The sequence below is a fragment of the Nocardia pseudovaccinii genome, from assembly GCF_050942345.1.
GTDB lineage: Bacteria > Actinomycetota > Actinomycetes > Mycobacteriales > Mycobacteriaceae > Nocardia > Nocardia pseudovaccinii.
Map to the genome: position 1 here is coordinate 4149322 of NZ_CP192074.1, position 21332 is coordinate 4170653.

The 21332-nt window shown below is 65.8% G+C and carries 17 protein-coding genes; 10 read left to right on the forward strand and 7 right to left on the reverse strand.

Translation table 11 applies throughout. The features are described from left to right. From ACQPZ2_RS18745 to ACQPZ2_RS18770, 6 genes are all read left to right on the forward strand, one after another. Window positions 1-1398, forward strand: coding sequence for a nucleotidyltransferase domain-containing protein (locus tag ACQPZ2_RS18745; protein WP_433526708.1), 1398 nt, complete (start codon window positions 1-3; stop codon window positions 1396-1398). After that, window positions 1395-2117 carry an HAD family hydrolase gene (locus ACQPZ2_RS18750; protein ID WP_433526709.1) on the forward strand — a complete coding sequence of 241 codons (723 nt, stop codon included), beginning with the start codon at window positions 1395-1397 and terminating at the stop codon, window positions 2115-2117. Before ACQPZ2_RS18745 ends, ACQPZ2_RS18750 begins: the two co-directional genes overlap by 4 nt. Next, on the forward strand, window positions 2102-3034 hold the full coding sequence (locus tag ACQPZ2_RS18755; protein WP_433526710.1) for a diacylglycerol/lipid kinase family protein: 933 nt from the start codon (window positions 2102-2104) through the stop codon (window positions 3032-3034). The genes ACQPZ2_RS18750 and ACQPZ2_RS18755 overlap by 16 nt, the downstream gene beginning before the upstream one ends. Next, window positions 3031-3807, forward strand: coding sequence for an SDR family NAD(P)-dependent oxidoreductase (locus ACQPZ2_RS18760; protein WP_433526711.1), 777 nt, complete (start codon window positions 3031-3033; stop codon window positions 3805-3807). Before ACQPZ2_RS18755 ends, ACQPZ2_RS18760 begins: the two co-directional genes overlap by 4 nt. A gap of 166 nt (window positions 3808-3973) precedes the next feature. Continuing rightward, window positions 3974-4447 (forward strand): HAD-IIIC family phosphatase, encoded by a 474-nt coding sequence (locus tag ACQPZ2_RS18765; RefSeq protein ID WP_433526712.1) that lies wholly within the window; start codon window positions 3974-3976, stop codon window positions 4445-4447. 188 nt (window positions 4448-4635) lie between these two features. Continuing rightward, window positions 4636-5814 carry an MFS transporter gene (locus ACQPZ2_RS18770; RefSeq protein ID WP_433526713.1) on the forward strand — a complete coding sequence of 393 codons (1179 nt, stop codon included), beginning with the start codon at window positions 4636-4638 and terminating at the stop codon, window positions 5812-5814. Window positions 5815-5822: 8 nt separating this feature from the next. Here the strand turns inward: ACQPZ2_RS18770 and ACQPZ2_RS18775 are convergent, their stop codons facing one another. Next, complete coding sequence (locus ACQPZ2_RS18775) at window positions 5823-6584, reverse strand: alpha/beta fold hydrolase (RefSeq protein WP_433526714.1); 762 nt, start codon at window positions 6582-6584, stop codon at window positions 5823-5825. A 73-nt stretch (window positions 6585-6657) separates the two neighbouring features. On the opposite strand from ACQPZ2_RS18775, the gene ACQPZ2_RS18780 reads away from it, so the two are divergent. Beyond that, window positions 6658-7071 (forward strand): MarR family winged helix-turn-helix transcriptional regulator, encoded by a 414-nt coding sequence (locus ACQPZ2_RS18780; RefSeq protein ID WP_433526715.1) that lies wholly within the window; start codon window positions 6658-6660, stop codon window positions 7069-7071. A 57-nt stretch (window positions 7072-7128) separates the two neighbouring features. Then, window positions 7129-8835 carry a dihydroxy-acid dehydratase gene (ilvD, locus tag ACQPZ2_RS18785; protein WP_433526716.1) on the forward strand — a complete coding sequence of 569 codons (1707 nt, stop codon included), beginning with the start codon at window positions 7129-7131 and terminating at the stop codon, window positions 8833-8835. 242 nt (window positions 8836-9077) lie between these two features. Here ilvD and ACQPZ2_RS18790 read toward each other — a convergent pair whose 3' ends face one another. Continuing rightward, window positions 9078-9968 carry a sigma-70 family RNA polymerase sigma factor gene (locus ACQPZ2_RS18790; protein ID WP_433526717.1) on the reverse strand — a complete coding sequence of 297 codons (891 nt, stop codon included), beginning with the start codon at window positions 9966-9968 and terminating at the stop codon, window positions 9078-9080. A gap of 103 nt (window positions 9969-10071) precedes the next feature. Here ACQPZ2_RS18790 and ACQPZ2_RS18795 point away from each other — a divergent pair, with 103 nt between their 5' ends. Beyond that, complete coding sequence (locus ACQPZ2_RS18795; protein WP_433526718.1) at window positions 10072-10419, forward strand: DoxX family protein; 348 nt, start codon at window positions 10072-10074, stop codon at window positions 10417-10419. A gap of 246 nt (window positions 10420-10665) precedes the next feature. On the opposite strand, the gene ACQPZ2_RS18800 is transcribed toward ACQPZ2_RS18795, so the two are convergent. The 5 genes from ACQPZ2_RS18800 to ACQPZ2_RS18820 all read right to left on the reverse strand — a co-directional run bounded on the left by ACQPZ2_RS18800 (window position 10666) and on the right by ACQPZ2_RS18820 (window position 16980). Continuing rightward, on the reverse strand, window positions 10666-10824 hold the full coding sequence (locus ACQPZ2_RS18800; RefSeq protein ID WP_433526719.1) for a hypothetical protein: 159 nt from the start codon (window positions 10822-10824) through the stop codon (window positions 10666-10668). 437 nt (window positions 10825-11261) lie between these two features. After that, window positions 11262-12860: a GMC family oxidoreductase gene (locus ACQPZ2_RS18805; protein ID WP_433526720.1), complete on the reverse strand. Its 1599-nt coding sequence runs from the start codon at window positions 12858-12860 to the stop codon at window positions 11262-11264. A 103-nt stretch (window positions 12861-12963) separates the two neighbouring features. Then, on the reverse strand, window positions 12964-14328 hold the full coding sequence (locus ACQPZ2_RS18810) for an NtaA/DmoA family FMN-dependent monooxygenase (protein WP_433526721.1): 1365 nt from the start codon (window positions 14326-14328) through the stop codon (window positions 12964-12966). Continuing rightward, a complete protein-coding gene (locus ACQPZ2_RS18815) occupies window positions 14328-15395 on the reverse strand; it encodes an LLM class flavin-dependent oxidoreductase (RefSeq protein ID WP_433526722.1) in 1068 nt (355 codons plus the stop codon). Before ACQPZ2_RS18815 ends, ACQPZ2_RS18810 begins: the two co-directional genes overlap by 1 nt. Window positions 15396-15528: 133 nt before the next feature. Next, complete coding sequence (locus ACQPZ2_RS18820; RefSeq protein ID WP_433526723.1) at window positions 15529-16980, reverse strand: MFS transporter; 1452 nt, start codon at window positions 16978-16980, stop codon at window positions 15529-15531. A gap of 192 nt (window positions 16981-17172) precedes the next feature. Between ACQPZ2_RS18820 and ACQPZ2_RS18825 the strand changes: the two genes are divergently transcribed. Continuing rightward, complete coding sequence (locus ACQPZ2_RS18825; RefSeq protein WP_433526724.1) at window positions 17173-21330, forward strand: trypsin-like peptidase domain-containing protein; 4158 nt, start codon at window positions 17173-17175, stop codon at window positions 21328-21330. Window positions 21331-21332 lie beyond the last annotated feature (2 nt).

A 21332-nucleotide genomic window follows, 5' to 3' on the forward strand; every position in this document is an offset into this window, starting at 1 on the left:
ATGACCGGAACCGAAATCGCCGCGGGCGGCACGGCTTCCGAACGCCTGCTCGTGCACGCGGCACTTGCCGACCCGAGTCAGGACGAACGCGCCGCATTGGCGAAACTCGCCCACGAGATCACCGACTGGATGGAGGTTTTCGAACTCGCCGAGCTCAATGCGACCGTCCCGCTAGTGCACCGTCGGTTGGAATCCGAGCAGCTCTACGACCTCGTTCCCGAACTGGTGCGAGCACATTTCGCGAGCGTGACCGATCACATCGCCGCCGTGAACGATCGGCGCCTGGCCGGTGCCAGGGACCTGTTGCGCCGCTTCGACGAACGCGGCGTGCGCTGCGTGGTGCTCAAGGGCATGTTGTTCTCGGCGGAGATCTACCACGACCCGCGCTACAAGCGGATGAACGACCTGGATATCCTCGTCGAACTCGATCAGGTCGACACCGTCATCGAGATCTACCGGGAGCTGGGACTTTTCGCCACCTCCGAACTGCTGGGCAAGGCCCCGAAGGTCCGCGCCGAACGCTCACACCACCTGCCGTCGTTCGTCTCGCGCGACGGGTCCCTTGTCGTCGGCACGCACTGGGGCCTGATCACCCCGTTGGCTCCGTACACCGTCGACTACGCCGCGATCTGGAAGCGCGTGCGGCGCATCGACTTCTACGGTGTACCCGCCTGGGCGATGTCGCACGAGGACAACCTGCACCACCTCGGCATCCACCTGCCCTACTACAAGACCGGTGTACGCGAACTCGCCGACATCTGGAACCTGGCCCGCTACGCCGATGACCTCGACTACGACCTGCTGGCCGGTGAAATCGCCAAGGCGGGCAGCGAAAGCCTGATGTACCACGCCCTCTCGCTGGCCGATCGGCTCGTGCCCGAACCGGAGTTCGCGGCCTTGATCAACTGGATCGCACCGAAGATCAACCGCTTCACCCGCTACGACACCGCGCGCAAAACCGCCGATATCCATGCGCTGCTGCGCAGCCGCTCCACCCACACCTCGCGCATCGAAAAGGCCTACACCGAATTCAATATGACCGCCGTCGCGAGCGAAAAGCGTGACCGCTTCGGCCGCCTGTGGTCGGATCTGCTGCTGGCGCCCGGTGACGAAGCGCGCAAGATGAGTTCGCTGCGCGACCCGGCGCCGCTGTCCGATCTCGGCGCACGAATCTCCGCCCCATACCGGCTGACTCGGGTTTTCCAGCGCGACCTCGGCCGCTGGCTGTTTCCTGCGGCTCTGGCCAAGACTGTCTTCGATCTCGGTGCCGCCTATGGTTCGGAGCTGGCGAGCCGGGCCGGAAGAGGTACCGCTGGACGTCCCGGCATCGACGAATACGCGGCCCAGCTCGGCCTGACCCGCGCCGATCTACAAGCGGTACTGGACAGCCAGGAATGAAGCGCACAGTGCTGTGGGACCTGGACGGCACCTTGGTGCGGTTGCATCGGCGCCGGTTCAAGGCGCTGATGCCGCTGGCTGCCGCGCAGGCATTTCGCGAGTTGACCTCACCGCATCGTTTTCTGCGCGTCCTGCCCGGCGTGCTGAAGCAGGTTCGAGCCAACGACACCGAGCACACCAACACCGACCTGATGGTCCAACTGCTCGCCGAGCGGCTGCGGGTCGCACCTGATGCGGTGGCGAGTCAACTGAAGAGCCTGGCGGAGACGGGTTTTCCGCGTCTGCGTGGTTGCTTTCCGCCGGAGCCTCGGGCACTGGATACGGTGACCCGGCTCCAGGAAGCGGGCACGGTACAGGTCGTTGCGACCAACCCGCTGTGGCCGGACAGCACCGTCACCACCCGGCTCGGCTGGGGCGGCTACGACCCGTCCGTGTTCACCTTCCGCACCAGCGGCGAGAACATGCGCCGCTCGAAACCACGCATCGAGTTCTACCACGAACTGCTCGACCGGCTCGGCGCGGAACCGGGGGAGTGCGTGATGATCGGCAACGACGCCGCCAACGACGCACCGGCGGCACTTCTCGGGATCCCCGTATTCCTCGTGAACGTGCCGGAATCTGCTGTTCCACAGAAATATTCGGGCCTTGTAAGTACGGGGGATTGGCCTCGGCTGCGCGAGTGGCTGGGTATCGAGGAGAAATCATGCTCGTCGTCCTGAATCCACAGTCCAATGCCGGGACGGCGCTGCAGCGGTGGCGTCCGGTAGAAGGCGTGCTACGCGAACGGAATACCGATTTCACCGTCGAAATGCCCAGTGACGCAGAACAAGCCATGAAACTGGTCCTGGCGAGCCTCGAGTCGGATCCACCCGAGGTGATCGTGGCGGCGGGCGGCGACGGCATGGTCAACCTGGTCCTCAATGCGATCATGGATCCGGCGACCGACCGACCGCGACAGGGCGCGGAATCGGTCGCACTCGGCGCGATCGGTCTCGGCAGTTCCAACGACTTCCACAAACCGGGGCGAACGAGCATCGCCGATATCCCGGTCCGGCTCGGCACACCCGAGCTCGTCGACGTCGGCAAGGCCACCATACTGCTTCCGGACGGCACCCGAACAGTCCGATACTTCCTGCTCAATGCGAGCATGGGACTCGTTGCGGCGGGTAATCATTCGTTCAACCACGCGCGCGGGCTGATCGGCTGGCTGAAATCCCGCAATGTCGAGGCGGCCATTATCGCGACCGCGCTGAGCAATATCGCCACCCACGAGCCACTGGCCGTCCAACTGCGCGGATCCGACTGGGTGCATACCGCACCGATCACGAATGTGGGAGTGCTCAAGAGCGTGCACTTCGCCGGTGGCATGTACTACGACACACCGGTCACCCGTGCGGACGGCATGTTCGACGTGAATATCTGGGAAGCCGCCGGGCGGGCGCGGATTCTGGGGCTCATCGCAGGTCTCTACCGCGGCAAGTTCCGGGGTTCGGCGCTGGCCACCTGCCGTCGCGACACCGCGGTGGAACTGCGGCCCGCCGCACCCGCACCGCTCGAACTGGATGGCGAGATCACGATTGTGGAATCGGCCCGACTAGAAGTGCTGCCGCGCGTATTGCAGGTGTGTGCGCTGTGACCGTTGTCCTGGTGACCGGGGCCGCCAACGGCATGGGCGCGGCGACCGTCGAATACCTTGCGCGCGTCGGCTATGCGGTCGAGGGCAGCGACAAGTTCGCGCGTAATGGCGTGCGCGCGGTCGACGTCCGCGATACCGAAGCGGTGCGCAGTTGGGTGAAATCCGTGCACGCGCGGCACCACCGCATCGATGCGGTGGTCACCTTCGCCGCGTACGGCATTGTCGGTTCGGTGGAGGAGACCGATCCGGACGAGGCGGCCGCACTTATCGACACCAATGTGATCGGCACTCACCGCGTGCTGCGCGAAGTGCTGCCGATCATGCGTGCGCAGGGCCACGGCCGGGTGATCGTGGTGAGCTCCGGTGCGGGCGCGATCGCCGAGCCCTATGGCGGCTGGTATTCGGCCACCAAGGCGGCCGTCGAACGTCTCGGTGAGGCGATGCGGATGGAGACCTTGGGCTTCGGCATCCACGTCTCGGTCCTCGCGCCGGGGTGGACGGTTACCCCGATCATCGATTCGGCTGCGCGCGTTGCCGATCCGATCGAGGCATATACGCCGGATCGGACTTCGGTACTGTCGCGCGTCACCGGATATCTGGAGCACGGACAATCCGCGGAGGTGGTAGCCAGGAAGGTGCGGACAATCCTGGAAGCACCCGAACCGCGTCAAACCTACCTGTGCGGCAGTGACGTTCGGCTCTCGTTCTGGACCCGGCGATTCACGCCCGCTCGGATCTACGAACGGCTCGTTCGCCGCTACTACGGCCTTTGACAGGAGCATGCACGGGCAGTGCCGGTAGTATCACCTCGGCCGCACGGGCTCCCGAGAAAGCGGGGGCTTGTCCGGTACGTGCCGTTCGCTGGATGGTTTTCGCAGTAGCCCATCTGCCGACGACACGGCAGGAGAGGCAGCGATGACCAACCGATAGGGGCAGGCGATGGCACCGGCTCTGAGATGTCTTGTCTGGGAACTCGACAGCACCCTCTGGGATGGTGTCGTCTGCGACGCGACCAGCAGCGCACCACGCCCCGCCGCCCTGCGCACGCTGCTGAAGCTCAGCGAGCGCGGCATCTGGCACGCCGTAGCCAGCCGCAGCGACCGCGACCTCACCCTCAAAAAGCTCTACCGCCACGGTCTCTACGACATGTTCTCGGCCGTCGAGATCGGCTGGGGCCGCAAATCCGCGTCGCTATTGCGGATCGCGCACACCCTCGGCCTGGAACTGGACACCATCGGTTTCATCGACGCCGAACCAGTGGAGCGAGCGGAGGTCACCCGCGCACTCCCACGCGTGCGCTGCTACGCCGCCCGCAATGCCGACGTACTCCCCGCCCTCCCCGACTTCCGCCCGGTACTGCGCACAGGCCCCTCGCCCACGCCACCCATGGGTTTCGCGAGCGTCCGGGGGTAACGGGATCAAGATCAGGTGGACGCTGTGGCGGCATCGGTCGAGTAGACCCCTCCACCAGTGCCACCTGATCTTGGTAGGTCGAGCGGGGAATGCGGCCGCGTTGCGGGCTTCGGGTGCATAAGCCTGCTGGGTCGGCGGATCGTCGCTATTCTCTGTGCGTGTCGGCGGTCGGGCCCAGGGCGACGGCGATGAGTCCATGGCGGTTCGTCGTCGGGTTCGGTGTGGTCAGTCTGCTGGCCGATATCGTCTATGAGGGCGCTCGGGCGGTTACCGGTCCGTATCTGGCCTCGCTCGGCGCGAGCGCTGTTCTGGTGGGTGTGATCACCGGTGCGGGTGAAGCATTCGCGCTGGCCGGTCGTTTGGTGAGCGGTCCGCTGACCGATCGGACGCGTGCGTACTGGCCGCTGGCCTTCGGCGGCTACACCCTGACCGTTGCCTCGGTTCCGCTGCTCGGGTTCGCGACCGGGTTGTGGTCGGCCGGGGTACTCGTGATCGCGGAGCGGGCGGGCAAGGCGGTGCGCAGTCCCGCGAAAGATGTGCTGCTTTCGCATGCGGCGGGGGCGGTCGGTCGCGGTCGTGGTTTCGCGATGCACGAGGCACTGGATCAGATCGGCGCGTTGGCCGGGCCGCTTGTCGTCGCGGGGATACTTCTGCTTTCGGCAGGTGACTACCGTCCCGCGTTCTTCGCACTGGCGATACCTGGTGTCGCCGTCCTGGTGGTTTTGGTGAGATTGTGGGCGCGCGTGCCGAATCCGGCCGCGTACGAACTGACGGTGCCGCTGACCGAAATCGGCACGGTACCAACAAGATTGCCGTCGCAATTCTGGACCTACCTCGCCTTCGCTGCCGCAACCACCACTGGCTTCGCCGGGTTCGGCCTACTTGCCTTCCACCTCGCCACTCGCGAACTCGTCCCCGTGGCGGTCGTCCCGGTGGTCTATGCCGCGGCAATGGTCGTCGATGCCCTCGCCGCCCTGCTCACCGGCTGGTGCTACGACCGCATCGGTGCCCGAATCCTCCTTGTGGTGCCCCTGCTTTCGGCCCTCATCCCGCCACTTGCCTTTCAGGACAATGCGATTCCCGCAGTAATCGGCGCACTGCTCTGGGGCGCGGTGCTCGGCGTCCAGGAATCGACACTTCGCGCGACCGTCGCCGACTTGGTCCCGGCGCGCCGCCGCGGTACCGCCTACGGTGTTTTCGCCGCCGGTGCGGGCCTGGCCGCCTTCGCCGGATCCGCGCTCCTCGGCCTGCTCTACGCCCGGTCCCTGACCGCCGTGGTCAGCGTTACTGCTGCCGTCCAACTCATAGCGCTACTCGTCTTCGCAACCAGCAGGCTTCGCCTCGGCACGTCGAGTCGACGCGTGTGACCGATCCGCTACCGCACTGACCGGAGGAATCCGTCGATGTGGTGGAATGTGGCCTCCGGCTGTTCCAAGTGGGGCAAATGCCCTGCCGCACGGATGATTTCGAAGCGGGCGTCGGCGAAGGCGGCGGCATAGGCCGCACCGTAGGCCGGGGTGACGATGCGATCGCTTTCGCCCCAGAGCAAAAGGGTGGGGGTGGTGACGGCGGCGAGTTGGGGGAGCAGCCGGGGATTGTGCATGTACGGGTCGGCCGCGTAGGTCCGTAGTGCGGCCATATTCCCTTGGCGCACAGCCGATTGCGCGGCGGGAATATCAACGGGGTCTTGGTAGAAGCGCGCGGGGTCGTGGTACGAGTGCTCGGCCACGCCGCGGGCGTCGAGAGCGAAGAAGTCGGTGATCGGATCGTCGTCGAACCAAACGCCGGTCGCATCGATCAGCACGAGTCCGCCGATGCGGCGGTCGTGATCACGGACGGCCATTTCGGCGGCAATCCAGCCGCCGATCGAGGAGCCGACGACGAGAACGTCCTGCAGATCGCGATCGTGGAGCAGGTCCAGGTAGGCGCGTGAAAGATCACCGATGCTGTCGAATGCCAACGGCGTGCCATTCCAACCCGGATGGGTCGGCGCAATGACATGAGACGAGCGGGACAGGTGCTCGGCGATATCGGCCACCGAGGCGGGCCCCGCGCCGCCGTGCAGGACGAGAACTGTTGGGCCGCTGCCTGATTCGGCGATGGTGAGTGGCGGTTGCGGCTGGGTGTGTGCGGTCATCGTCGAGCTCCTCGATCCAGTGACTAAATATGTTGATATAAACAAGCTTAGTCAAACTGTTAGGGTCATGTCCATGCCTGGTGATCTGCAAGCCCTTGGACGCGCCGTCAAACAGGCGCAGTACCGCCACCACCGTGCGTTGGACAATCGGCTCGCGACCGTAGGGACCACCCTCGCCCAGTGGGACGCCTTGCGCGCCATCGACCGCAATCCCGGTTCCACCGCGCGCGCCTTGGCCGAGGAGACATTCCAGAGCGAGCAGGCCTTCGGCACCCTCGCCAACCGGCTCGTCACACGCGGTCTCATCGACCGCAGCCCCGGTCGCGGTCGCGCCATCGAACACCGGTTGACTGTCGCGGGCGAGCAGGTCCTGCGCGCCGGTCATCGGGTCGCGAACGAGGTATTGACCGAATCCTTCGCCGCATTGTCCGTCGGCGAACGCGCGACCCTGCTCGACCTGCTCCAGCGAATCGGCACGCACGGATAATCACCCTGTTCGGCGTGGTCGGCAGCGGTGGGGATGCGGGCGGGGAATGATGTGGCCATGGTCAATGATCCGAACGGTCCCGATATCAAGCCACGTAGTCGCGATGTCACCGATGGTCTGGAGAAGACGGCCGCGCGCGGCATGTTGCGGGCGGTGGGCATGGACGACGGTGACTGGGGGAAGTCGCAGATCGGGGTGGCCTCCTCGTGGAACGAGATCACGCCGTGCAATCTGTCCCTGGATCGGCTCGCCAAGGCGTGCAAAGAGGGGGTGTTCGCGGGCGGCGGGTATCCGATGGAATTCGGGACCATTTCGGTCTCCGACGGCATCTCCATGGGACATGAGGGCATGCATTTCTCCCTGGTATCGCGGGAGGTGATCGCCGATAGCGTGGAAACCGTCATGCAGGCCGAGCGGCTCGACGGTTCGGTGCTGCTGGCCGGATGCGATAAATCCTTGCCCGGCATGCTGATGGCGGCGGCGCGGCTGAACCTGGCGAGTGTGTTCCTGTACGCGGGCTCGATCCTGCCCGGAATCGCGAAACTCAGCGATGGCAGCGAGCGCGAAGTGACGATCATCGACGCGTTCGAGGCGGTCGGCGCCTGTTCGCGCGGTTTGATGAGTCGCGAGGACGTGGACGCCATCGAGCGAGCCATCTGTCCGGGTGAGGGCGCCTGTGGCGGCATGTACACGGCCAACACCATGGCGAGCGCGGCCGAGGCATTGGGTATGTCGCTGCCCGGCAGCGCGGCACCGCCCGCGACCGATCGGCGCCGCGATGGTTACGCGCGGCGCAGCGGTGAGGCGGTGGTGGAATTGCTGCGGCGGGGAATCACGACGGCCGACATCCTCACCAAGGAGGCCTTCGAGAACGCGATCGCGGTGGTCATGGCATTCGGCGGTTCCACCAATGCCGTACTGCATCTGCTGGCGATCGCCCACGACGCGAAAGTCGATCTGGCACTCGAGGACTTCGCGCGCATCGGCCGCCGGGTGCCGCACCTCGCCGACGTGAAGCCCTTCGGGCGGCATGTGATGACCGATGTCGACCGGATCGGCGGCGTGCCGGTGATGATGAAGGCGCTGCTCGATGCCGGACTGCTACACGGCGACTGCCTGACCGTCACCGGGCGCACGGTCGCGGAGAACCTCGCCACCATCGCCCCGCCGGATCCCGACGGAAAAGTGGTGCGGGCCATGGCATCTCCGATCCACCCGACCGGTGGTATCACGATCCTCGCCGGATCGCTCGCGCCCGGCGGCGCGGTGGTCAAGTCGGCAGGTTTCGATTCCGACGTATTCACCGGTACGGCACGGGTTTTCGATCGCGAGCGGGCGGCGATGGACGCGCTGGAGGACGGCACGATCACCGCGGGCGATGTGGTGGTCATCCGCTACGAGGGTCCCAAGGGCGGTCCCGGCATGCGCGAGATGCTCGCGATCACCGCGGCCATCAAGGGCGCGGGCCTCGGCAAGGACGTGCTGCTGCTCACCGACGGACGCTTCTCCGGCGGCACGACCGGTCTCTGTGTCGGCCATGTCGCTCCCGAAGCGGTCGATGCCGGGCCGATCGCCTTCGTCCACGACGGCGACCAGATCCGCCTCGACGTCGCCGCAGGCACCCTCGACCTTCTCATCGCCCCCGAAGAACTCGACCGCCGCCGCGAAGGCTGGAAGCCGCTGCCGTCGCGCTACACACGCGGCGTGCTCGCCAAATACTCGAAGTTGGTCGGCTCGGCGTCCTTCGGTGCGGTCTGCGACTGAAGCAGGAGTCGTCCGTTGGCCGGATCGGCCGCCGAGGTGAGTTACATGGTGGTTCGGTAAGCGACCATTCGGCTCGCCTGCACGAAAAGCCCAGCTGTCGTACCGAGGCCTCGGAATCTTTGCGGCGCGCTCGCCGAGTATTCGAAGTTGGTCGGTCGGCGTCCTTGGGTGTCGTCTGCGGCTGAAGTCGCCTTCGTCAGCTGCGTGGCGGCGTGCCGCGCGACGCCTGAATTTCCCCTGGCTCAGGGCAATTCGGGAAGGACGGCGATCTCCAGGTGCCGCAGGCGGGCCGGATCGGCGATCACTTCGTAGCCCGCGATCCGGTCGTCCCGGACCGTAACCGTAACCGCAAGCGCGAGTAGCAGTTTGCCACGCGGCGCGACAATGATGCCGACCGCTCCATCGACCAGCGCGAGCGTGGCGACCTGAGAGCGGCGGCGCAGGATGACGGTCTCGCGGGCCACCGCCTGCGCACCCCGCGCGACCGGTGCCATACCCGAGGGCAGTGCGGCCGGATCGGCCGTACGCACCACATCGGGCGCGAGGACCGCGAGCAGTGCGTCGAGATCACCACTGCGGGCGGCGGCGAGGAAGGCATCGACGACATGCCGCTGCTGCGCGAGTTCGGCGGTGGAAGCGCTCGCATCGCCGTGCGCCCGCGCGCGGGCCCGGCTGGCGAGCTTCTTGGTGGCGACGCTGGTGCGCCCGACGATCGGCGCGATCTGATCGAAGGGGACGGCGAACATATCGTGCAGCACGAACGCCACCCGCTCATCGGGACCGAGCGTATCCAGCACCACCAGCAGCGCGCGCCCGACCGAATCGACCAGCACTGCTTCGCTTTCCGGATCTCGGTCGTAGGCGGCGTCGCCGAGTTCGGCGATCCGATCGATCGGATCCTCGCGCCGGGCGGTCCGCGAGCGCAGCATATCGAGACAGATCCGCGAGACCACCGTGGTCAACCACCCGGCCAGATTCTCGACCTCGCTGGTGTCGGAGCGGTCCAGCCGCAGCCAGGCCTCCTGCACCGCGTCCTCGGCTTCACCGGCCGATCCGAGCATCCGATAGGCGACCGCGTGCAGGTGATCGCGGTGCGTCTCGAATCGTCGCGCCAACAATTCCTGTGCGTGCATGGGTCACCTTTCGGGTTCGGCATCCGTCACGTGGACAGGGCGATCGGGTGTCCCACCCACGATCGCAGACCCGCAGAACCCAGCTGACCGGAGGGTAGTTCCCATGTCTGTCGCATATGTCGTCGTCACCGTCCTCGCCGCCGTAGCCGCATTCGGCGCCACCGGCTTCGATATCGTCAAGGCGGATCAGGTACGCGAGACCATGCTCGGCTACGGCCTCCCACAATGGACTCTCAACCCATTGGCCATCCTGAAGGCCCTCGGCGGCCTCGGCCTGCTGATCGGCCTGGCCATCCCGCCACTCGGCCTCGCCGCCGCCCTCTGCCTGGTCCTGTACTTCCTCGGCGCCGAAATCACCATCATCCGAGCCAAGCGGTACTCCGACATCGTTTATCCCATGCCATACCTGATCCTGTCCGCAGCCTCCCTCGCCCTGTTCGTCTATGCCTGACTCGGCAATGCGCCCGTGTGTGCGACAGCACCAGTCGCGCCACTGGGTGCGGTCGCGCTGCCGGCTTTCGTCGGCCGCCGCTGCGTATCGGCCGGGTGCCGCTCGACCATGTCAACCGCGCTCGGGCCCGCCATGACGGCCTGATCTGCCCCCCCATAGGGCCTGCGATCTCCGGGAAGGAGTTTGCGCGATTCGCCTAGACGAAGAGAGGCTGCATGTCTGGTGTGTACAGGCCAGCCGCACGCGTCATTGCAGGGGGTTCGGAGATGCTGTTTCCGCGGCGGCCCAGGCGTTGAGGAGAGCAAGGTTCTCGGCGTCGCGTGTGTCTGGTTTCGCGGTGCAGGCCATGAGGCGCAGCGACTTTGCGGCGTCAATGGTCATTGTGTCGAAGTCGAGCATGATCATCGCCGCCGCCCTCGTCCTGGCCACCGCCTGCGCCGGTCTCAGCCTCAGGCCCTCGCGTCAATCGCCGACACGGCGTACCGATAGCCACCATGCCTGACAGCCGCTCCGCGCGGTGGCCTCCTCGCGCGACCAACGTGTCGCAATTTCGATCACCGCATTCGGGCACAAGGTCATTGCCGAGGCACGGTTCGTCGGCGCATCCACGACGCAGGCCACAGCGGCGCAATACCAGTCGGCCAGGCGGAGCGCTTTGACATTCGTTGCGGTACAGCACATTATGCGCAAATGCATGCAATGCGATATTGCACTGCATGCCATTTCGGCCCAATTTTTACGGCGCAGAGGCACAAGCCCACGGATTCCCTTGTCCGCCCGGCGCATTCTGCGTAGTCAAGCGGCGACATGCCCGATCGAGCACATTCGCCTACGGCAGCACGCTAACCATGCTGGATGAACTTCGCCGCCTGTTCACCGATGAACACGCTCGGCGCATGTGTGTGCCCGCGGATAAGCAACGGCATCACCGAGGCGTCCGCGACGCGGAGTCCTTGCACCCCACGCACTTCCAGTCGCGGCGTGACGACACTGCCCGCATCGGTACCCATCCGGCAGGTGCCGACCGGGTGATACAGGGTGTGCGAGTAGCCGTTCAGTGTCAATTCCATCGCGGCCTCGAGCTCGGCCGGAGCCTGCGGAGGGTAGATCAGCGGCCCGAGTGCCGCTTTCAGAGCCGGGGCCGCGGCCAGTTCGGCGCACACGCGTAAACCAGACATGATCGCGGCCCGGTCCGCGCCACCGCTATCGGAGAGATAGCGTGGGTCGATGACCGGTTTGGCGGTGGGATCACCGGAACCCAGCGAGATCCGGCCGCGGCTGTGCGGCCGCAACAGCACCGTGGCCAGCACGACCCCGTGCTCGGTCGGATCCACGAGACCCTCGTAGAAGAACGGCGCGGGCGCGAAAATCAGCTCCAGATCGGGCAATTCGAGATCGGACCTGCTGCGGATGAAACCGTAGGCCTCACCGACATTGGAGGTGAGCATGCCGCGGTGCCGGATCAGGTAGTCGAGCAGCTGACGAGGCTTCTCCGCCGTGAACAGCGAATCGGATTCGACGCCGTAGCCGAGCGCCGCAACCAGGTGGTCCTGCAGATTGGCGCCTACCTCGGGCGCATGGTGCACAAGCGGAATGTGATGGCGCGCCAGCTCGTCCTCATCGCCGATTCCCGAGAGCATGAGCAGCTGCGGGCTATTGATCGCACCACCGCAGAGCAACACCTCGCGCCTGGCGGACACGGTCTGTGTGACGCCGTCCTTGCGGTACTCCACACCGGTCGCGCGCGGCCGTCCGGTCGGCGAGGTTTCGAAGATGATCCGCGACGCGAGCGCCTCGGTATAGACGGTGAGATTCGCACGGCGCATCGCGGGCTTCAGATACCCGTCGGCCGTACTCCACCGCCTGCCGCCGCGCTGGGTGACCATGGTCTCGCTGAATCCCTCCGGCTGCGGCCGGTTCGGTGGCTCCACAAGGAATCCGGATTCCTCGACCGCGGCCAAATACGCCGCGGTCAAAGCGCGCGGACTGCGCTGCCGCGAAATATGCAGCGGCCCGGTCGCGCCCTCATCCGGATACTGGGCGTTCTCGACGGACTCGATCTTGCGGAACTGCTCGACCGCCGCCGAGAACCCCCACTCCTCCCCGGCCAGCAATGCCCACTCGTCGTAGTCGGCACGGAATCCGCGCACCCACATCATCGCGTTCATCGACGACGATCCGCCGAACATTTTGCCGCGCGGCCAGTAGATCTGCCGATTCTTCAGCTCGGGCTGCGGTTCGGTGAGGTAGTCCCAATCCACCTCCGAGCGGAACAGCTTCGCGAATGCCGCCGGAATGTGAGCGAACTTGTTCTTATCCGGCGGTCCGGCTTCCAGCACCACCACCGACACATCCGGATCGTCGCTGAGCCGGTTGGCCAGGACCGCACCAGCCGATCCGGAGCCGACGATCACATAATCCGCGGTAACCCCTGCTTGCACTGTCCCACTCCGATCTGCACTGCGTATGGCAAACATACGAGTAAGACGCCGCCTCGGGTTCGGTTTCCTGACAAACCGGCCATGTTTCGCGGATCGGACCGGATTATCTGCGCCTGGTCAGCGGCGGTCGCAGACCGAGATGTTCGCGCAGGGTGGTGCCCGTATAGGCGGTGCGATAGGACCCGCGCTCCTGTAATTCCGGAATCAGCCAGTCGACGATCTCGTCGAGTCCGGTCGGCACCAAATACGGCGAGATATTGAACCCGTGGGTCGCGCCGTGGCGGACCCAGCGGGTGAGTTCGTCGGCGACCTGGGTCGGTGTCCCGGCGAATCCGGACCGCTGCGAGGTCTCGATGGCGACCTGGCGCAGCGACAGATTCTTGGCTTCGGCCAGCGCCCGCCACTGTCGGGCGATCGCCACCGGATCCTGACCGTCACGCTGTGCGCCGCGCTCGCCCGAAATCACTCGGGGCTGTGGGTCGTCCGCGGGCAGCGGACCGTCCGGATCGAGATCCGACAGATCACGACCCCACACCTGCCCGACCAGGGAAAGCGCGGTCTGTCCGGTGAATTGGCCCTCCAGCACCCAGCGTGCCTTCTCCTCGACCTCGGATTCCCGCTCCGCCAATACGATCTGGGTGCCGGGCAGGATCTTGATGTCATCGGCCGGTCGGCCCGCGTGTTCCAGGCGGGCCCGAATATCGTTCGCGAATGTGAGCGCGGCGTCGAAATGTGTTCCGTGCCTTGAGAAGATGACCTCCGCATGGGCCGCTGCGAAGTCGCGGCCCGCCGGTGAATCACCGGCCTGGAAGATCACCGGATGGCCCTGGGCGCTACGCGGCAGAGTCGGCGTGATCGAGACTTGGAAGTGCCCGTTGTCGCGGGCCACCGTCCGCACCGAATCCGATGCGGCCCAATCGGTATCGTGGCGCGAGGTCGCGATCGCATTGTCGGCCCAGGCATCCCAGATCTCGCGGGCGGTCCGAATGAATTCGCCCGCGCGCTCGTAGCGCTGCGCGTGGTCGAGGAAGCCGCCGCGCCGGAAATTCGCACCGGTCCAGGCATTGTCGGTGGTGACCGCGTTCCAGCCCGCACGGCCGCCGGACAGCAGATCCAGGCCCGCGAGTCGGCGGGCGAGATCGGCGGGTTCGTTGTAGGTGGTGTTCTGGGTGGCGACCAGACCGATCCGGCTGGTGATCCCGGCCAGCGCCGCCAACTGGGCAATGGCGTCGGGACGCCCGGCGATATCGGTATCGAGCAGCTTTCCGTTCTGCTCGCGCAGGCGCAGGCCCTCACCGAGGAAGAATGCGTCGAAGAGTCCGCGCTCGGCCGTGGTGACGATATGCCGAAAGGTTTCGAAGTCGATCTGCGAGCCGCTGCTCGAATCCGACCAGATGGTGCTGTGATTGACGCCCTGGAAGAAGACGCCGAAATGAACCTGAGCGTCAGGGAAAGGAACCTCGGACATCAGTGCTGATCCTTCGCATAACGGTTGATCGGCCGTGCCAGGCCGAGATTGGCGCGCAGGGTCGAACCCGGCACCGGGCGGTGCGCGACACCGGCGCGGAACAGGGCGGGCAGGACGTATCGCGCCAGCGCGGGGAGGTCTTCGTCGATAACGGCGGGATGCAGGCGCACGCCGTCGACATGGTGAGCGAGTTCGGTGATGAGGCGCACGAGTTCGGCCGGGGAGCCCGAGAACGCCAGGCGCTCGGTGCGGTTCGCGGCCGCGTACTTGCCCAGGTCGGCGAGGCGTTCGGCGGCCCTCGCGTGCGGAATGTCCAGGGTGACATCGAGTTCCGCGAACACCAGTGCGCCGGTGGCTCGTGCGTGGTCCGCAGCGGCGAGGGTCTGAGCGAGGTCGGTTCCGGTGACCAGGATGACGTCGGCAGCACCGGTGTCATGTGCGAAGACGACCACCTGCCCCTGCGGCGGCCGCGGCACGATCGCCGGACCCTTCACCGAGAACGTTTCACCGCTGAAGTCGACGTAGTGCAGCTTGTCTCGGTCCAGGAATCGGCTCGCCGCGTAGTCGCGTACCACGGCGTCGTCTTCCCACGAATCCCATAGCCGACGCGCGACCTCGATCGAATCCCGTTGTTCGCGTGCGAGTTCCGCTTCCGCTGTGTGCGGCGGTCGTCCCCAGGCGGTGGCGGCCGCGGGGTCGGTCGTGGCGATCCACCCGCCTCGCCCACGCGAGGCGTAGTCGAGCGTGGCCAGTTGTGACGATGTGTGGAACGGCTCCGCGTAAGTGGTCGCGACCGTGGCCACCAGCCCGATGGTGCTGGTTGTCGCCGCGACGTACGAAGCCCGCGTCACCCCGTCTATCCGCCCCGCCGGATGCCCTGCGGGTGGCAGGATCGAATCGTCGAAGGTGGCGAGGGTGAAACCGGCATTCTCGGCCGCGCTCACCCGTTTGCGTAGTGTATTGCCGGTGAGCAACTGATCGGGCGCATGTGCGGCCCGCCGCCACGCGGCCGGGTGATATCCCTCGCCATCCAATTCGATGCCCACCGCGAAGACATTTCCGCTCATTGGTACGACGATCGTCAAACTTGACCGCCACCGCCATGATTTGCGTCGCGATGATCCGAACCCGGACCACCGACGATCGCAAGCTAGCGGTGATCCCGGATTCGCTTTCGAGCGAATCCGGGATCGGTTGCCCTTACCGCACTGCGCGCGCAGACAGCGCCGCGGCAACCAATACCGTGACACCCTCCGCAATGGCGGTGCCGCCCAACGCATGTGCGGCCGACAGCACCGTACTGCCCGCGAGGCCGAGGAATACCGACCCGAAGCAGGCGATCCCGACCACGATGCCGAGCTGCACACTGGTCACCAGAATGCCGCTGGCATCGGCCGCAAGGGCCATCGGAATCCTGGCCAGGGTGCGGGTCATCAGCGGGCTGAAGGCCAGGCCGAAACCGATGCCCTGGATCCCGAAGACGACCAGCGGCAGCGGACCGAAGTCGGCACCGTCGCGCAGCATCATGCCCAGCGCCACCATGGTGGCCGCGCCGACCACCAGGCCGAACGGAATCATGATGGCGTGCAGGCGATGTGGGATGCGCTCCCAGTTCAAACTGGCCAGTGCGAAGGTCACGCCCATGGGGATGAACAGCAGACCCGCGTGTAGTGCGGTATAGCCGAGGGTGCTCTGCAGGTGGATCGCCATGACGAACATCCAGCCACCGAAGGTCGCCATGATCGTGAACAGCGTGCCCGCGGTGAGCGCCAGGCCCGGCGACTTCAGCACCCGCTGCGCGAACAGCGGTTCACCGTCGCGTGCCGCGACCGCCCGCTCGATGGCCACGAACATTCCGACACCGATCACGCTGGCACCCAACATGATCCATGTCCACAGCGGCCAGTCCTGCTCATGCCCCAGCACCAGCGGCAACACGAGCAGCAGCACCGAGACGGTGAGCATGGTCAGACCCACGAGATCGAGTTTCCGATCGAATCGCGCGGTGGCAGTGGGCAATACCCGCGGCGCAATCAGCAGAAGCGCCGCACCGATCGGCACATTCACCAGGAATACACCGCGCCAGCTACTCCCGAAAAGGTCGGCATTGACGATCAAACCGCCCGCCACCTGACCGACGACCATACCGCCGGAAATGATCGCCGAGTACGCGCTGAGCGCCTTGGCCCTGGCATTGCCGGTGAAATTCCGCTGGATCATGGTCATGATCTGCGGAATCATCGCCGCGGCGCCCGCACCCTGCAGGAACCGGAATACGATGAGTGAGAACTCATTCCACGCCAGCCCGCAGGCCAGCGATGCGACGGTGAACACCGCGAGCCCGGTGATGAAGGTATGGCGCTGAGTGAACCGATCACCCAATCGTGCACCGGTCACGAGCAGCACGGCATAGGCGATCACATACCCCGCGACGATCAACTGCAGCGCGGATCCACTGGTATGCAACGAAGTACGAATAGAAGGAATGGCGACATTCACGATCGAGGCATCGAGTACCGCCATGAACTGCCCGGTGAGCAACACCGCGAGCACCGCGATGGTTCGCCGCGCACCGAACGCGGCGGGTTGAACTGCCGATCCCGCAACGGCCGACGTGGCCGCAGCGTTGCCCGGCTGCAAGGTCTGAGTCATCTCATGAGCTTGCAACCGATCCGACACCAGTAACAGGAGTCCGATAACACTGGTACTGGCAACACCTGGATAGCGACCGGCGGCCGCAGCGGAGGCCGTCGAAGCGCGGCGAGATGTATACCGACGATATCGCTTTCGATCTCGAGCTCTCTTGTGCCGGGATATGTTCGTTCGGGCACAGAGAGGTGGACCATGACTGCAGGTGGTTCGAGCGCTGTCGCTCGACTCGGCTCGGCGCATGCGCGGATCCGCACGACCACGGGTCAGGTCGTCGGCGCGGGGTACCTGGTGGGCCCGAACATCGTCGCGACGTGCGCGCACGTGGTCGCGTACGCGACCGGTGCCGATCCGAATGACGTGCAGCCGCCGGACTCGGTTGTGGCGGTTGACTTTCCGTTGCTGTCGTCGGCCGGGCCGCAGCGTGCGCGGGTGCGCCGGTGGTCACCGATCGCCGAGGACGGTCGGGGTGATATCGCGATCCTGGAGCTGGACGATGCGATAAGCGATTCGGTTGCGCCGCCGCCGTTTTGGCGTGCCAATGACCCGTGGGGGCGCGAGTTCCGGATGTTCGGCTTTCCGGCGGAGTTGCCCGATGGCGTCTGGGCGTCGGGTGAGTTCCGGGAACGGCAGGGCACCGGCTGGCTGCAGTTGCAGCGGGTCGGCGGTCAGCCGATCACGCGGGGGTTCAGCGGTGCGCCGGTGTGGGACAGCGGAACAGACGCGGTAGTGGGGATGGCGGCGGTTGCCGACCCGCGTGGGTACACCGGGACAGCGTTCATGATCCCGATTGCCGACGTGCTCGGTATCGACCCCTCATTCGTCCCCAATCCCTATCGTGGGCTGGAGCCGTTCGACGAGGAACACGCGGACTACTTCTACGGTCGAGACGACGACATCGAGCGGGTGTCGGCAGCACTGCGGCAGCGACCGCTCGTCGCGGTGGCAGGACCGTCGGGCACCGGCAAATCGTCGCTCATCCGCGCCGGGGTGATTCCCCGGCTCAGGGCGCAGGGGAGGCAGATCGCGACCTTCCGGCTCGCCGGCGAGGTGTCGCCGGGCGAGGCGGCCACGCCGGTCGTCCGGGCGGTGGCGCCACGATTCGATTTTCCGGACGACGGCGCGCTCTCGACACTGCTGGCGGAACAGGCGGCGCGGGAGTCGGGTACCGTCGACGACTCGGTGGCGCGACTGCTCGAGCGCGTGCCGCCGGAGGGCTTGGTGCTCTTCGCGGATCAATTCGAGGATCTGGCCGCGACCGCCCCGGAGCGGGCACGTGCGGTGCTGCAATGGCTGATGGAGCTCACCCGCGCCGATGCCGAGGGGCACATCCGAATTCTGCTCACGTTGCGGTGGGATGCGCTGAACAACCTGATCGACGCGGAACTCGCCAGCTTTCTCGACGGGGCGACGGTGGCGCTGGCGCCGATGGGCCGTGACCAGCTCCGCGACGCCATCCAGCGGCCCGCGGCCCGTGCGCCTGGCGTCGATCTGCAGCCCGCGCTGGTCGAGCGTCTAGTCGACGACACGGTGGGCGAGCCGGGTGCGCTGCCACTGCTCGAGTCGACTCTGACGCAACTGTGGGATCGGCGCGGCAGCGCATCTCTGACCGTCGATGATTACGAAAAAGTCGGCCGCGCAACGGGTTTCTTCACCGACCGCGCTGAGCAGGTGCTGGCCCAGTTCACCGATCCGGTCGAGGAATTCGACGTGCGGCGCCTACTGAAGCTGCTTGCCGCACCCGCGTCCAGTGGAGCGGGTTTCGTCCGGTCCGTGGTGTCGATGGGTGATTTCCCCGAACTGCGCAGTGTCGCTGGACGATTGGCGCGTGACCGGCTGGTCGTCGTCGGCCGGGACGCGCGGGGAACCGACATCGTGGAACTGGCGCACCAGGCCCTCATCGACAACTGGTCGCGGCTGCGCGGCTGGCTGCAGGACGACCGCGACTTCCGTGCCTGGCAACAGCGATTGGAGCAGGACCGCCAGAAGTGGGAGCTGTCCGCGCACGACAACGGCGCGCTGTTGCACGGCAAGACGCTGGAGGATGCGCTCGAATGGGTCGACAAGCGCAAACCTGAAATCCCTGCAGCGCACCGGCAGTACATCGCCGCGTCCCGCCGCCTCCGCCGACGCGAGGTGCGGCGATTGTGGACCGTCACCGCGGTGGTCGCCGTACTCGCCCTGGTCGCCTCCAGCGCCGCAGTCGTCGCCTATCGGACCAGCCAGGCCCGAACGGCCCAATTGCGGGAGCAAGCGGGAATCAACCTTGCTCAGCAATCCGAAGTGCTCGGTAACACCGATCCGTCCAGGGCTCTCCAATTCGCGCAAGCCGCAGGAAGATTCGCTCCGGACAATGCGGACGTTCGAGCGGGTCAGCTGCTCGAACAGGTTCGGCTCGGCTCATTGGAGGTCGCGTACAACGACCTTTGGTCCAATGTGACGACGGCGGACTTCAGCGCCGATACGTCGGTCTTGGCAACTGCCGAATCGAACGGCAATGTCACGGTCTGGACGGGATTTCTCACCGGGCCGCCGTCGCCGTGGCGGGTGGCCACGGGGCCGAGTGTCATCGGCGTACGCCTGAGCCCTGATGGCGGCAAACTGGCGGTCCTCGACAATCGTGGCGGCATCGCGCTGTGGGACGTGCCGACTCGATCCGGTCCCGTCACTGTTCGGCCCACCGGTGCGGATGTTGTGGGAAGTAAGGCGCTCGTCGCAAGGTTCTCCGAGGATGGCAGACAGTTGTTCATTTCTGTCGATCCGAAGCGGGACTATGGCACCTATTTCGGCGATCCCGATGTGGTCGAAAGATATGACCTGTCCGGACAACCTCGCCGGCTTCAGGACATTCCGGCCGATGGCATGGCGACACGGACGGTCGCACGGGTCGACTCCGGGAATCAAACCCTGTGGCTTTCGGAGACGGACGTCGATTTCAAGGAACACCATGTCATTTACGACCTGAGAAGCGGTCGGCCAGTTGGTGAATGGCGAGGGCGCGACGTCACACCCGACGGCCTGACCACCGAATGCGCCGACGACGCGAAGACCCTGATCATCCGCGGCGCCGACGGCGCGCAGCTTCGCAGGGTGCGGCTCGGCACCTGCCAATCGCTCCAACTCGACAGGACAGGACAATTCGCGATCGAATATTCCGGCGAAAGCAGGGATGCATTCGGGATCGCCAAGCTTGTTCACCTTGCGACTGGACTCGTGTATCAGGTCCAGGTTCGGCGCAGCTCCAACGAGGGCGCCCCTGCGGTACACCTCACCTCGGCCGGTCCGCAGTTGATCTACGCGACGGGTGGCGGCATCGAGCGATACCGGGCGGCAGCAGAGTTCAACCCTGATTGGCCTGAGATCGCGCCCGACGATGTCACGTCCCTGTGGAGTCCCGACGGCCGTTATGCCGCGAGCGATCGCGGCGAGACGTTCGAGGTCATCGACCTGAATTCGGTGCGGCTTCTCTACAGCCTGCCCGGTTTCACCCTTCGGGTGTGGCCACACGCGATGCTGGCTTTCACTCCCGACGGGCGCCATGCCCTGATGTTCACCGGCTCTTCGAAAGCTGCCGTTGTGCTCATGCCCGCCTTCGACGAGATAGCTCGTATACAGCTCCCGACGCCCCCGGGTTTGGATCCGGCAGATCGATCCTTCATAACCTTCGCCATTCGCGACGACGACGAAGTGGCCGCGTTGTTCGCGGGAGCCATCACGCGCTGGCGCATCGGCGACGGTCGACAGATCGGCGGTCAGGTCCCGCTCAGCAAGAACCTCGAGGATTTGCGGACTTCCGCGAAAGCGTCGACCCTCGTCGGTTACGCGTCGACAGACTCTGTTGTTGTCAACGTCGCCACCGTGTCGCTGCAGGTGTGGAATCTCGAGAGCGGCGCGCTGGTTCGCTCGTTCGTTCCGCAGGGTAGACGTGTGGTGAGTGTCCATATGAATCCTGGGCAGGCCGATGTGCTGGTCCAGGACGACTCGGGTTCGTTGTTCCGCTGGAACACCGCCACTGGCGAAGCCGCGAAGCTGGACATACCGCCGGTACCGCCCGACTCCGTTGTCGCTGGATGGTCACCGGATGGTCTTGTCGTGCTCGGCAAGAAATCCGAAGTCGAAGCGTGGGACACGCGCACAGGGACCAGCACGAAGTTCACCGTGCCTGGGTCCACCATGGTTTGGAAGCTGATCGGAACGACGTTGATCGGTCTGTCCGACCAGGGGCCGATCCGAATCAACCTCGACCGCAACAATATTCAGGAACGGCTGTGCGCGATCAGCAATCGCGATTACACCGATGCCGAACGCGACAAGCTTCCGCGCGGCGTCGACAGCAAGCCGCCGTGTGGCTGATG

What these genes read in the sequence shown, in the direction of transcription:
- ACQPZ2_RS18745 (WP_433526708.1), top strand. Translation starts at nt 1, where the DNA reads ATGACCGGAACCGAAATCGCCGCGGGCGGCACGGCTTCCGAACGCCTG.
- ACQPZ2_RS18750 (WP_433526709.1), top strand. Translation starts at nt 1,395, where the DNA reads ATGAAGCGCACAGTGCTGTGGGACCTGGACGGCACCTTGGTGCGGTTG.
- ACQPZ2_RS18755 (WP_433526710.1), top strand. Translation starts at nt 2,102, where the DNA reads ATGCTCGTCGTCCTGAATCCACAGTCCAATGCCGGGACGGCGCTGCAG.
- ACQPZ2_RS18765 (WP_433526712.1), top strand. Translation starts at nt 3,974, where the DNA reads ATGGCACCGGCTCTGAGATGTCTTGTCTGGGAACTCGACAGCACCCTC.
- ACQPZ2_RS18770 (WP_433526713.1), top strand. Translation starts at nt 4,636, where the DNA reads ATGAGTCCATGGCGGTTCGTCGTCGGGTTCGGTGTGGTCAGTCTGCTG.
- ACQPZ2_RS18775 (WP_433526714.1), bottom strand. Translation starts at nt 6,584, where the DNA reads ATGACCGCACACACCCAGCCGCAACCGCCACTCACCATCGCCGAATCA.
- ACQPZ2_RS18780 (WP_433526715.1), top strand. Translation starts at nt 6,658, where the DNA reads ATGCCTGGTGATCTGCAAGCCCTTGGACGCGCCGTCAAACAGGCGCAG.
- ilvD (WP_433526716.1), top strand. Translation starts at nt 7,129, where the DNA reads ATGGTCAATGATCCGAACGGTCCCGATATCAAGCCACGTAGTCGCGAT.
- ACQPZ2_RS18790 (WP_433526717.1), bottom strand. Translation starts at nt 9,968, where the DNA reads ATGCACGCACAGGAATTGTTGGCGCGACGATTCGAGACGCACCGCGAT.
- ACQPZ2_RS18795 (WP_433526718.1), top strand. Translation starts at nt 10,072, where the DNA reads ATGTCTGTCGCATATGTCGTCGTCACCGTCCTCGCCGCCGTAGCCGCA.
- ACQPZ2_RS18800 (WP_433526719.1), bottom strand. Translation starts at nt 10,824, where the DNA reads ATGATCATGCTCGACTTCGACACAATGACCATTGACGCCGCAAAGTCG.
- ACQPZ2_RS18810 (WP_433526721.1), bottom strand. Translation starts at nt 14,328, where the DNA reads ATGTCCGAGGTTCCTTTCCCTGACGCTCAGGTTCATTTCGGCGTCTTC.
- ACQPZ2_RS18815 (WP_433526722.1), bottom strand. Translation starts at nt 15,395, where the DNA reads ATGAGCGGAAATGTCTTCGCGGTGGGCATCGAATTGGATGGCGAGGGA.
- ACQPZ2_RS18820 (WP_433526723.1), bottom strand. Translation starts at nt 16,980, where the DNA reads ATGACTCAGACCTTGCAGCCGGGCAACGCTGCGGCCACGTCGGCCGTT.
- ACQPZ2_RS18825 (WP_433526724.1), top strand. Translation starts at nt 17,173, where the DNA reads ATGACTGCAGGTGGTTCGAGCGCTGTCGCTCGACTCGGCTCGGCGCAT.